The sequence below is a fragment of the Aliivibrio fischeri ATCC 7744 = JCM 18803 = DSM 507 genome, assembly GCF_023983475.1.
GTDB classification, from domain to species: Bacteria; Pseudomonadota; Gammaproteobacteria; order Enterobacterales; family Vibrionaceae; genus Aliivibrio; species Aliivibrio fischeri.
The window spans coordinates 1,888,698-1,901,473 of record NZ_CP092712.1 but is presented as its reverse complement, the minus strand read 5'-3'; the positions used below and the strand labels follow the sequence as shown (position 1 = coordinate 1,901,473).

8 protein-coding genes are annotated in these 12,776 nt (G+C 38.7%); 5 read left to right on the top strand and 3 right to left on the bottom strand.

All coding sequences use genetic code 11. The features are described 5' to 3' along the window. Positions 1 to 107: 107 nt before the first annotated feature. Positions 108 to 1,298, top strand: coding sequence for a hypothetical protein (locus tag AVFI_RS08735; RefSeq protein ID WP_017020025.1), 1,191 nt, complete (start codon positions 108 to 110; stop codon positions 1,296 to 1,298). A gap of 87 nt (positions 1,299 to 1,385) precedes the next feature. Here the strand turns inward: AVFI_RS08735 and nhaC are convergent, their stop codons facing one another. After that, on the bottom strand, positions 1,386 to 2,822 hold the full coding sequence (gene nhaC / locus AVFI_RS08730) for a Na+/H+ antiporter NhaC (protein ID WP_011262206.1): 1,437 nt from the start codon (positions 2,820 to 2,822) through the stop codon (positions 1,386 to 1,388). A 624-nt stretch (positions 2,823 to 3,446) separates the two neighbouring features. Here nhaC and asd point away from each other — a divergent pair. Further along, a complete protein-coding gene (gene asd / locus AVFI_RS08725; RefSeq protein ID WP_011262205.1) occupies positions 3,447 to 4,562 on the top strand; it encodes an aspartate-semialdehyde dehydrogenase in 1,116 nt (371 codons plus the stop codon). A 94-nt stretch (positions 4,563 to 4,656) separates the two neighbouring features. On the opposite strand, the gene ansA is transcribed toward asd, so the two are convergent. Both ansA and sppA read right to left on the bottom strand, forming a co-directional pair. Beyond that, on the bottom strand, positions 4,657 to 5,670 hold the full coding sequence (gene ansA / locus AVFI_RS08720; RefSeq protein ID WP_005419937.1) for an asparaginase: 1,014 nt from the start codon (positions 5,668 to 5,670) through the stop codon (positions 4,657 to 4,659). A 92-nt stretch (positions 5,671 to 5,762) separates the two neighbouring features. Then, positions 5,763 to 7,619, bottom strand: a complete 1,857-nt coding sequence (sppA, locus tag AVFI_RS08715; protein WP_054776064.1) for a signal peptide peptidase SppA — start codon at positions 7,617 to 7,619, stop codon at positions 5,763 to 5,765. Between the two features lie 218 nt (positions 7,620 to 7,837). Here sppA and AVFI_RS08710 point away from each other — a divergent pair, with 218 nt between their 5' ends. The 3 genes from AVFI_RS08710 (at position 7,838) to AVFI_RS08700 (ending at position 12,766) form a co-directional block, all read left to right on the top strand. Then, positions 7,838 to 9,841, top strand: coding sequence for an NADPH-dependent 2,4-dienoyl-CoA reductase (locus AVFI_RS08710; RefSeq protein ID WP_188863843.1), 2,004 nt, complete (start codon positions 7,838 to 7,840; stop codon positions 9,839 to 9,841). Between the two features lie 80 nt (positions 9,842 to 9,921). Continuing rightward, positions 9,922 to 11,865: a DNA topoisomerase III gene (locus AVFI_RS08705; RefSeq protein ID WP_188863844.1), complete on the top strand. Its 1,944-nt coding sequence runs from the start codon at positions 9,922 to 9,924 to the stop codon at positions 11,863 to 11,865. Between the two features lie 79 nt (positions 11,866 to 11,944). Continuing rightward, a complete protein-coding gene (locus AVFI_RS08700; RefSeq protein WP_188863845.1) occupies positions 11,945 to 12,766 on the top strand; it encodes a DUF5718 family protein in 822 nt (273 codons plus the stop codon). Positions 12,767 to 12,776: the final 10 nt, after the last annotated feature.

The following is a 12,776-nucleotide window of genomic DNA, read 5'->3' as shown; positions in this document are numbered from 1 at the left end:
TTGAGTGCGTTTTGACAACTCTTCTCAAATATTTGATAGCTTGCTTTTTACAAAATGATACCCTATCTACTCTTTAATTATCATTTTTTGGTTAGGTAGGGTTGTTCATGAAACACACCTCTAAATTCTTTTCTATTATTATCTCTCTTTTGATGCTTAATGGCTGTTCTCTTCTTGAAGTAAAGTTAGAGTCTCAATCCGTGCCATTAACAACAGCAGAGCTAAACACACGTATTCTAACTCGTGAATACAGTAAGCATTTCTTTAGTGAAGTAGAGTCTGCGGCAGATGAAATCGCATTAACTTACCCTAAAGACGACACCTTACATCAGTCTTATGTTTTATTGTGGAAGATTCATGCAGAAGAAGGGCTTCAACGTGCGGCTTATCAGGTCTCCCCAAAAGTTGCTCTAATTGATACTTGGGTATTTGCTGCACAAATGGAGCAGTTTTTCTCTCCTGAAGGTAAAGGTGCAGAGCTTTTTGATAGCGATATTGATTATAAAACCAGTCAGGCTTTATACGTCGATATTGAAAATATGGCAGAAAAACTATTATCTGGCTCAGAGTTTAAAGCAGGGAAAGAGTTTGTAACTCAATTTGTAAAAGATCATGCATTTGATAGCTTAATGATGCGTAGAACACCTGCATTAAAGGCTTGGTTAGCTCATCAAAATATTGATGAAACAGAAGCAGTAGCGACGCTAGGCACTATGCCTGAAGCACTAGGTGATGTATCTGATCGTCTTGGTTTAGTTTCTGAACAAACGCCAAAAATTATGACGTGGAAAGCTGAATTGATTGCCATGAATAGTACGATTAATGGCAATGACGTGAACAAAACACTAGAGAGCTTACGAAATACATCGCAATCGTTCCAAGATTTCGTGAAAAATAACCCAGAATATATGCAAAATCTTGCCGAGCAGATGAGTATTCAGCTGCAGCCATTGCTTGATGATTTGGACATGAAAACCGATGATAAACTGAATCAATTAAGTGCAGAGCGTATTGCTTTAGAAGCTATGGTCGCTCGTGAGCGTAAAGAATTGGTTGATATGGTTGAAAGAGAGCGTAAGGCGATTGCTATCATTGTAACTCAAGAGCGTGAGAAGTTTACTCAGGATTTAGATCAAGTATCCCAAGATGTTTTAACTCTTGCTATGGATAAAGTGATCGATTTAATTAAGAGTACAATCATTTACTTCATTTTGTTTATCTTGGCTATTTTCTTTGCACCTTTGGGTTTAGGCTATTTCTTAGGAAAAAGAGCGGCAGTTAAGAAAACCACAGTGTAATAAACGTAATCCGAATAATTAAGCGCTAGATACAAAAATGCCAGTGATCAATCACTGGCATTTTTATTTAATGAGTAAACTAAGAAATTATGCTGTTTTTGTTTCTACAGCGATAGCTTCATCAGTTTCTTCTACCGTTACTGTTGGTTCGCATTTATCAACAAACCAACCGAAGTATGACGTTACAATCGTTACGATAATACATACGAAGCTTAACCACATGAATGGTGCATAAGACAGTGTAGCGACGCCTAAGATGCTTGCCATGTAGATACCATTATCACTCCAAGGAACCATTCCTGAAGTTAACGTACCACCAAACTCAGCATTACGAGATAGGTTCTTACGTTTGTAACCTAAACGGTCGTAGTTTTTCGCACAAATCTTTGGTGTAAGGATAAGCGATACATACATCGCCGAACCGAAGATGTTACCAAAGAAAGCAGTAGCAATCGTACTTGTTGCAAGAGAGCCTGGACCTTGAACTCGTTTTTCAAAGAGTTTAGCAACAGTTTCAAGAACACCTACTTTATCTAATAGACCACCAAAGCCTAGACCAAATACGATAACTGCAACTGAACCAAGCATTGAAGACATACCGCCACGATTCAGTATCGCATCGATAAACTCAACGCCAGATGAAATTGAGAACGGTGCCCATGCAGTATTAAATGCAGTTAAGAAATCGATATCTTGTACCATTACTGCCCATACAATACCCAAAAGAGAACCAAAGCTGATCACTGGGAAAGAAGGCATTCTCATCGCTAATAGGCCAAGAACAATAACAACAGGAACAAATGAGAATGGAGAGATAACAAATTGCTCTTCCATTGCTAAGATAACTGAATCAACTTGGCTCATGTCTACGTTACCTGCAAAGTGGAAACCAAATGCAGTAAACATAATACCAGTGATGATGTAGCTGATAAGAGCAACAGGCAGCATGCCTTTAATGTGCTCCATAACTTCAACGTTAGACATTGAAGAAGCAAGGATTACAGAATCTGAAAGCGGTGACATTTTGTCGCCAAAGTAACAGCCTGAAAGGATTGCACCAGCAGTAATTGGTGCTGGAACACCAAGACCTTGACCGATCCCCATCATTGCGATACCTGCTGTACCTGCTGCGCCCCAAGACGTACCCGTAGCAAGAGCGGTTAATGAACAGATGATCATTGTTGCAAGAAGGAAGATAGAAGGGTGAATTGCTTTCAAACCATAGTAAATAATGGTTGGAACAATACCGCCAGATATCCAAGTACCCACTAACGCGCCAACAGCCAAGAGAATTAATACCGCTCCTAGTCCATTGGAGATGCCATTTAGAGCTGCTTTTTCTAAAGATTTGTAGTCATGGCCTAATTTGATACCTAATGTCATGATAATGAACCAGCCAATGTAAAGAGCTAGTTGAATAGGTAGATCAAGTTGTGCCGTGAACGAAAAGGCAAGAAGTAGAAATAGCCCTAAAGATATAATCACCTGCGTAATCGAAGGTAACTTTGTTGTTGCTTGCTTCATGTATAAAGCCTCTTTTTTGTATGTATGAATAAAATTCACACGATAAGGGATTGTGTTTTCTAAACGAGGTGCACTTTACCTTATGATCAACAATAGATCGATTAACTCTAGTTGATTTGTGATTTTTATCTCTACTCTTGTTAATTTAATAATAAAAGCGTAATTATCATGTTAATAAATGGTTTTTATTTATAGTGTCATTGATTTTGATCCTAGGTTGATGTGTTTATTTTGTATTAAAAAATGGCATAAAAAGTAACTTAACCTTAAATTTTGTCTGTGATTGCTAGTTTAAACGTTTGCTTTTTTTATTTCTGGCGAGATTTTGTGAAATGTAACTAGGTGTAATATATGTAAAGTGTTCACTTTTAAAGGGTTTTAATGTTTATTGGTATAAAACTCATGAAAGTTATATTTATGTTGTTTTAAATTTCCGTTTAATAAAAAGATAAATATTTTATTGGTGAATAAATGCACTTTGTTCTTTTTAGGTATTCGTTAATTTGTAAGAAAAAAAGACGAGATTAATTTTACGCCATACAAAAATAGTGCTTGAGATTTTATTCTGTTCATCATATAGATGGAGGAAGCATATTTAATTTTTAAGATTACAGGGAGAGTAAAATGAGAGTAGGTTTAGTTGGTTGGCGCGGTATGGTTGGTTCTGTATTGATGCAACGTATGGTTGAAGAACGCGATTTCGATCATATCGAACCTGTATTTTACACCACATCGCAAGTTGGGATTCCAGCTCCAAACCTTGGTAAAGATGCAGGGCTATTACAAGATGCATTTGATATTCAATCACTATCAAAATTAGATGCCATCATTACGTGTCAGGGTGGCAGTTATACTGAAAAAGTGTACCCAGCACTTAGACAAGCAGGTTGGAAAGGTTACTGGATTGATGCTGCATCGACATTACGTATGAAAGACGATGCCATTATTACCCTTGATCCTGTCAACTTTGAGCAAATTCAGCAAGGCATCCATGCAGGAACCAATACATACGTAGGTGGTAACTGTACCGTTAGTTTAATGCTAATGGGGTTAGGTGGTTTGTATAAAGCAGGTCTAGTTGAATGGATGAGTGCAATGACATACCAAGCCGCTTCAGGTGCTGGAGCGAAAAATATGCGTGAGCTGATTTCACAAATGGGCGTGGTTAATGATTGTGTGACTTCTGAGTTGGCAAATCCTGCGAGTTCAATTTTAGATATTGATAGAAAAGTGGCTGAAACCATTCGTTCTAGTTCTTTCCCTACCTCTGAATTTGGTGCTCCATTAGCGGGTTCTTTGATCCCATGGATTGATGTAAAGCGTGAAAACGGCCAAAGTAAAGAAGAATGGAAAGCAACAGTAGAAACGAACAAGATTCTAGGGCTTGAAAACACTCCAGTGCCAATTGACGGTACGTGTGTGCGTATTGGTGCAATGCGTTGTCACTCTCAAGCATTGACGATTAAACTAAAACAAGATGTTCCAATGGATGAGATTGAAGAGATCATCGCAACGCATAATGATTGGGTTAAAGTGATCCCTAATGAGCGTGATATTACGGCACAGGAATTAACTCCGGCGAAAGTAACAGGGACATTATCTGTTCCAGTTGGTCGCTTACGCAAAATGTCGATGGGTAATGAGTTTTTAAATGCCTTTACCGTTGGTGACCAATTGTTATGGGGTGCAGCAGAGCCACTTCGTCGTACATTGCGTATTATTCTGAACGAAAAAAGATAATCTACCGTTAATTATCTAGAATTAAAAAAGGCTTCCCATGAAAATATCAGGGAAGCCTTTTTGTATTACGTAATTTATTTTACGCAAATCGGAATTAATGCGTTAATTCACCACATAAATTCTGTTGCATCATAGTACGCATGGTTTCATACGGTAACTCTTTGCTTAGAATATAATGAAGTTTAGCCAGAGCAGCTTCAGGTGTCATATCATAACCACTAATCACTCCAGCTTCAGCTAGAGCACAGCCTGTTGCATATCCACCCATGTTTACTTTTCCAGATAAACATTGAGTCAAGTTAACCACAACAACGCCACGTTCAGATGCTTCTTTTAATTGCGCAAGAAGCTCAGGGTTTTGTGGCGCATTACCCACACCAAAGGTCAGTAAGATCATCGCATTCACTGGTTGGCGTAGTGTATTTTTGATCACTTCTGCCGAGATCCCAGGATACATAGTCACGACACCGATTGGTTGTGGTGTAATGTTATTTACCGTGAACTCACCTTCAGGTTGTTTGTTGATTTCTGCACCATTAATTTGAATATTAATACCAGCCTCTAATAAAGGTGGTAAATTTGGTGAAGAAAATGCATCAAAACCATCTGCATGTGACTTAGTACTGCGGTTACCACGGATCAATTTATTATTAAAGAATAACGTTACTTCATTGATCGGGTAATTTGCTGCGATATGCAGTGCATTTAATAAGTTGCTTTGGCCATCAGAGCGAAGTTCTGCAAGAGGAATTTGAGAGCCAGTAACAATAACTGGTTTTCCAAGATTCTCTAGCATGAAAGAAAGAGCTGATGCTGTGTAGGCCATGGTGTCCGTACCATGAAGAATCACAAATCCGTCGTATTTGTCGTAATTAGCACGAATATCGTCAGCAATACGTTGCCAGTCTTCAGGCGTCATATCTGAAGAGTCAATTAAGGGCTCGTATTCGTGAATGGTGAAAATTGGCATTTCTGCACGGTGAAACTCTGGCATTTGTTTAAGTTGATGTTGCATGAATCCAGCAGCTGGAACATAACCATGATCATCAGACTTTATCATGCCGATTGTGCCGCCTGTATAGGCGATGTAAATGTGTTTTCTTTCCATAATAACAACGGTACAGAGTTATGGGAGGTGGGGGGATTATACTGTGCATTTGGCATAAAGAAAGCCCGACATGTGTCGGGCTCGTCATGCTTTTAAAGATTGCTACAGTTTAAACAGAAGAGATATTGCCCTTTTGGATCATTAAAGTTATTTAACATATTGATATCTGTTGCAACTTTATTAATCGTAGGTTGCAGGGCCTCTGGTGCAAATGAAAATAATTCAGTTCTAACACTTGCATTTAGATTCATACTTAATTCTTCTAAGAACTGTTCCATTGGTGTTAATGGTTCTTTTACCCAATACAGGTTGTATGATTCCATATTCGCTAATTGAGCGGCTGCTTGTACTGCATCATCAAAATCACCAAGTTGATCTACTAAGCCATGTTTTAACGCATCTTTACCTGTCCAAACTCGGCCTTGCGCCACTTTGTCTACCGCCTCTAATGATAGGTTACGATGATCACTGACAAGTTTAATGAAACGATGGTAACCATGTTCAATACCTAGCTGCATAACTTGAGCAACATCATCATTTAATGGTCGAGTAATACCAACACCATTAAAAGGAGAGGTGGAGATCCCATCACTGTGGATTCCCATTTTCTCTAAGCCTTTTTCAAATGTCGTTAAAATGCCAAAAATACCAATTGATCCAGTAATTGTTGTTGGCTGAGCTATAATTTTATCGGCACTCGCAGAAATCCAATAACCGCCAGAAGCTGCTACGCTAGACATCGACACAACAACTGGTTTTCCTGCTTCTTTTAATGCATCAATTTCGTTGCGAATGACTTCAGAAGCAAAAGCACTTCCTCCTGGGCTATCAACACGAAGTACCACCGCTTTTACTTTATCGTCGCCACGAGCTTGACGTAGAAGAGACGCCGTTGAATCACCACCAACAGTACCTTGGCGTTGTGTTCCATCCATGATTGCACCACTTGCTACAACAACGGCAATATCTTGAGCATCAGGAATGACGGTTGGTTGAACTTGCGGTAAGTAATCGTAATAGCTAATTTGTTTAAAACTGTCGTAACCATTTGAACCAAATTGCTCAATGAGGTCTTTGCGAACTTCTTGTCGTGTCGCTAGTTTATCGACTAAACCCAGTTCTACCGTCATTTGCGATAGATCGCCATTTACTGATTTTAATTTCGCAATAAATTGATCCATTGGCATAGTGAGTGTTTTTGGATCGATTTGACGATTGGTCGCAACGTCATCTAAGTACGCATCCCAAAGTTGGGTTAACCAAGCAGAAGCTGATTCTTTTGCAGCATCAGACATGTCATTACGAAGGTAGGGTTCAACTGCCGATTTATATGTGCCGACACGGAATACATGAGTAGACACATTTAATTTTTCTAACAAATCTTTGTAGTAAAGTGTATATGCACCATAACCGCGTAACAAAACAGTACCATCTGGAGCCATGAATACTTTATCAGCATAGCTTGCTAGGTAATATTGGCTCTGATTGTAATAATCACCAATAGCATAAACAGGTTTTCCTGCTGCTTTGAATGTATTAATCGCTTTAGCAATATAGCGCAGTTTAGTTAGGCTAGTTTCATTCATTTCTTTTAAATGCAGCACCAAACCAGACACATTATTGTCATGTGCTGCGAAACGAATTGTATCGACGATATCAAATAACACATTTTCTTGTGATTTTTGGCTACCTAAAACATCAGAAGTAATTCTTTCCAATGGTTCTCTAAATTTGCTTTCTTCAACAATTGGGCCAGATAAGTCGAGAATTAATGCTTTTGGTTCAACAACTTTATCTTCTGTTGATGGAGGAGTGCTATCTAAGAATGCGAAAGCAATGACGCCAATAAAAATGAGAAAAAAAAGATTAAGTACGAGCTGGCGCGTAAAGGAAAGTAACTTCCATATCGCTTGAAAACATTTGCCTATGAAGTGGAATAACCCTTTCATATATTTCCTTATTATACATTTTATGATCTATGTCTATATCCTACTCTAAGTAGTAAATAAAGTAACTAGGCCAAAAGGTCTAAGTGAGAATTAGTACGATTTATGCGTAATAATTAAAAGATTTGATGAATGTTGCATAATTGTAAAAAGGTAATTGTAACAAACGTATATTGATACTATTCTGGTCAGACCACAATAATTATAAGTGATGGATTGATATGAGCTACCCACATTTGTTTCAGCCGTTAGATTTAGGATTTACTCAGTTAAAAAACCGAGTACTGATGGGATCCATGCATACTGGTCTTGAAGAGAGTAATGATGGATTTAAAAAGTTATCTGCTTTTTATGCCGCAAGAGCAAAAGGTGGTGTTGGGCTCATTGTCACAGGTGGTTTTGCTCCAAATTTTCGAGGGCGGTTAACTCCATTTAGTGCCCAATTTAGTTCGTCTCGTACGGCAGAAAAGCATAAAGTGCTAACGCAAGCTGTGCATGATAATGATGGTAAGATTGCTCTTCAGTTATTGCATGCAGGTCGTTATGCCATGCATCCACTTGCATTAAGTGCTTCAGACATTAGAGCCCCCATTGGGATGTTTACTCCATCTCAAATGAGTGAGCGTCAAATTCAAAAAACAATCCGTGATTTTGCGAATAGCGCTAATTTTGCTAAGCAGGCAAATTATGATGGTGTTGAAATCATGGGATCTGAAGGGTACTTAATTAATCAATTCATCTGTGCCCGTACTAATGTTCGTTATGACAATTGGGGAGGGAGTTATCAAAATAGAATTCGTTTTCCTCTCGAAATCATTAAAGCGATAAGAGAAAAAGTAGGTGCAGATTTCATAATTATTTTTCGTTTATCTATGCTTGATTTAGTTGAGCAAGGTAGCACATTTGATGAAGTCGTTGAGCTTGCACAAGAATTAGAAAAAGCAGGCGTTACTATATTAAATACCGGAATAGGTTGGCATGAAGCTCGTATTCCAACCATCGCCACCCAAGTACCAAGAGCGGCGTTTAGTTGGGTAACTGAAAAATTAAAAGATAAAGTATCGATACCTTTGGTTACTTGTAATCGAATCAATACGCCAGAAGTAGCAGAAAATATATTAGCAACAGGTCAGGCGGATATGGTGTCAATGGCTCGTCCATTTTTAGCCGATCCTGAGTTTGTAAATAAAGCGGAACAAAATAAAGCGGAACTCATCAATACGTGTATCGGATGTAACCAAGCTTGCCTCGACCATGTGTTTAAGGCAAAAAGAGCAACTTGCTTAGTTAATCCTCAAGCGTGTTATGAAACAGAATTAGTCTTAGAACCAAGTAGTAAAACGAAATCTATAGGGATCATTGGTGCTGGGATGGCAGGTTTATCCTGTGCTGTTTCATTGGCTGAACGTGGTTATCAGGTCACGGTTTTCGAGCGTAATGAGCGTATTGGTGGTCAATTTAATTTAGCGATGCAGATCCCTGGTAAAGAAGAGTTTAAAGAGACCATTCGTTATTTTACCAATAAGCTCGACCATAAGAACATTATCGTAAAATTAAATTACAGTGTTGAAATGGATGAATTACGCAAATTTGATGAAGTTGTCGTAGCAACAGGGGTGAAACCAAGGACTCCTCAATTAGAAGGTAGTGAGCACCCTAAAGTGATTGATTATCAAGTCTATATTAAAACCCAACCGACATTAGGGCAAAAAGTGGCGGTCGTTGGTGCAGGAGGAATAGGTGTTGATGTCGCCACAATGATAACTGAACCGGAAAATCAGACATTAGAAACATGGTTACAAGATTGGGACATTGATAAAAATATTGAATTTGAAGGTGGATTAAAGCCCCAAGATACCTATAAACCAACTCGAGAAGTGTGGCTTATGCAACGTAAAAAAGGAAGTATTGGTAAAGGCCCAGGTAAAACAACAGGCTGGATTCATAAGCGCACATTAGAAAAACGTGGCGTTAATATGTTAGCAGGCGTTGAATACTTAAAAGTGAATGATGATGGTCTTTATATTCGACATAATGATGAGGTTAAGTTGTTAGATGTCGACCATGTCATTATGTGTGCAGGGCAGGTGTCTGTTAATGAGTTAGCTGAAGCATTAACAATAAACGAAATCAAGCATCATGTTATTGGTGGGGCTGATTATGCCGGTGAACTGGATGCGAAAAGAGCGATTCGTCAAGGAGTAGAGTTGGCTTCAAAGTTATAGCCTCTTAATAAACAAAAACTTGATAACTGTCTATTCATACAGGTATAGTGCTGATGTTATTCACAACATCAGCATTTTTTATGTCACGATTATTTATTGCCGAAAAACCAAGCCTTGGCAGAGCAATTGCCGCAGGCCTAGCAAAACCACAAAAAAACCAACAAGGTTACATCGAATGCGGCAATGGAGATATTGTGACATGGTGTATTGGTCACCTATTAGAGCAAGTTGAACCCGATGCGTATGATGATAAATATAAATCATGGCGTATGGAGCATTTACCTATCGTGCCAGAGCAATGGCAACTTAGACCAAGAAAAGCCTCTAGCAAGCAATTAACGGTAATTCGAAAGTTGCTAAAAAATGCAACGCAGGTTGTTCACGCGGGTGACCCTGATAGGGAAGGTCAGTTGTTAGTGGATGAAGTGCTGGATTATTTAAAATTATCTAAGACAAAGAAGGCTGCAACTCAACGTTTATTGATCAGTGATTTAAACCTTCCTGCGGTGAAGCGTGCGTTGACTTCTATGCGAAGTAATCAAGAGTTTATTCCTCTCTCTATTTCGGCCTTAGCTCGTTCTCGTGCCGATTGGTTATATGGTATGAATATGACACGAGCTTACACATTATTAGGTCAACGAGGTGGTTATCAAGGTGTATTATCAGTAGGAAGAGTACAAACTCCTGTTTTAGGTTTGGTTACTCGCCGTGATGAAAAAATTGCTAATTTTGTACCAAAAGCGTATTACACGCTAGATGCCCTTATTCCTTATCAGAATGATCAATTAAACGACGGTGTTCCTTTTGATATCAGAGCAAAATGGAAACCTAGTGAAGCGTGTCAGCCATGGCAGGATGAAGAGGGACGAGTTCTTAATCTTAAACTGGTTGAAAATGTTGCTCAGCGCATAGCGAATCAACCGGCGACAGTAACTAAAGCTGAAAATAAAGAAACCAAACAAAATGCGCCTTTACCATATTCTTTATCGTCGCTTCAAATTGATGCGGCAAAACGTTACGGATTAAGTGCACAGCAAGTGCTAGATGCGTGTCAGGCATTATATGAAAAACATAAATTAATAACTTATCCTCGTTCAGATAGTCGCCATTTACCAAAAGATCATTATAAACAGCGTGAGCAAGTGTGTGCTGCGATAGGAAATAATGATAAGCAACTATCACCTGCCGTTACAAAAGCCGACCTTTCACTGAAGTCGCGAGCTTGGAATGACGGTAAGGTGGATGCTCACCATGCCATTATTCCAACACCGAAATCCAGTGGTTCAGCTGGCTTATCTGGCCATGAAGAAAAAGTTTATCATTTGATTGCTCGCCAATACCTAATGCAATTTTATCCTGCTGCGGTTTATGCTGAGGCTGAATTGGTGTTTGATATTGCTGGTGGGGTGTTTGTTGCAAAAGGAAAACAAATGCTGTTTGCTGGCTGGCGAGCTCTGCTTGGCAAAGTGCAATCTCAAAATAGTGATGACGATGTAGCGAGTAAAGTTCCACCATTAAATAAAGGTGAGGTTCGCATTTGCCGAGAAGGTGAAATAAAACATCGGATGACAGAACCTCCAAAACATTTTACTGAGGCGACTCTTTTGCAAGCAATGACAGGTATTGCACGCTTTGTGGAAGATAAAGAACTGAAAAAAATACTAAGAGATACGGATGGTCTAGGAACCGAAGCGACTCGTGCGGGTATTTTAGATACATTATTTAAACGTCAGTTATTAACTCGAAATGGAAAGTCCATTCATGCCAGTGAAGCTGGTAGAGGGCTTATTCATGCTCTACCAAATGAAGCAACTTACCCGGACATGACCGCTCATTGGGAATTTCAGCTTCAAGGTATGACAGAGAAAACACACGCTTATCGACCTTTTATGTCGGAATTAGAAATAAAAGTGACTAATTTTATGCAAGGTGTTCAGCAAGGCCCAGTACCAGAGTCATTAAGAACATTAAAAAGCCCAGCTAAACCACAATTTAAACGTAAAAGAAAAGCAAAGAAATCTTAAAATACGATCCCCATCATCGATTCATTTTTAAGAATACACTATTGTGCCCTGATATTTATTATTTATGAAAAGGCGCAATATGTTTAAAGATGCAATCGGTTTTGGGGTGGCAGGTAATTTCGCGGGTCATTTAGAGCAAGCTGGCGAAGCAACTGATTTTTTAAATGTGAAAGTTGAGAACAATATTCAACCGAAAGCATTGTTTCCTTTTTATGTTCCATCACAACATGCTGGTTTCTTATCTCAATACCCATTATCTTCTGATACTATTATTCCGCCAAATGATGCGGATAATCTGCAAATTGAACCAGAAGTTGCAATCGTTTTTGATATTAGCTATCAAGACAATAAAGTGGTGGCACTGACTCCAGTTAAATTTGCTGCATACAATGACTGCTCAATAAGAAAACCCAATGCAAAAAAAATCAGTGAAAAGAAAAATTGGGGGGCAGAGACCAAAGGTATTTCTCAAGATTTCATCGAATTGTCATCATTTACTAAAGGTTGTGAGTTAGATAAATACCGTATTGCTAGTTTTCATATGAGAAATGGTGAGCTTAATCGATACGGAGAAGACAGCGCGGCGATTGATTATAGTTACTTTCATGAGCAATTAAATGATTGGATTATCGATAAAATGAATAATCAAAAAGATGAAGGACCTGCGGAGAATTTATCTATTTATTTGGCTAATGCTAGTTACCCTAAGCAGGCAATTATTAGTATTGGAGCGACAAGATACACTCCATACGGCGAGATTAATTTTTTAAAGTCAGGTGATAAAAGCATTGTTGTCGTTTATGATGGTGACAAATACACAAGTGACGAAATCGAAACAATGGCAAAAATGAATTCGTTTGAAAAATTAGGTATTTCGTTGTTAAGTCAACAGGTTATCTAAGAGATATTCA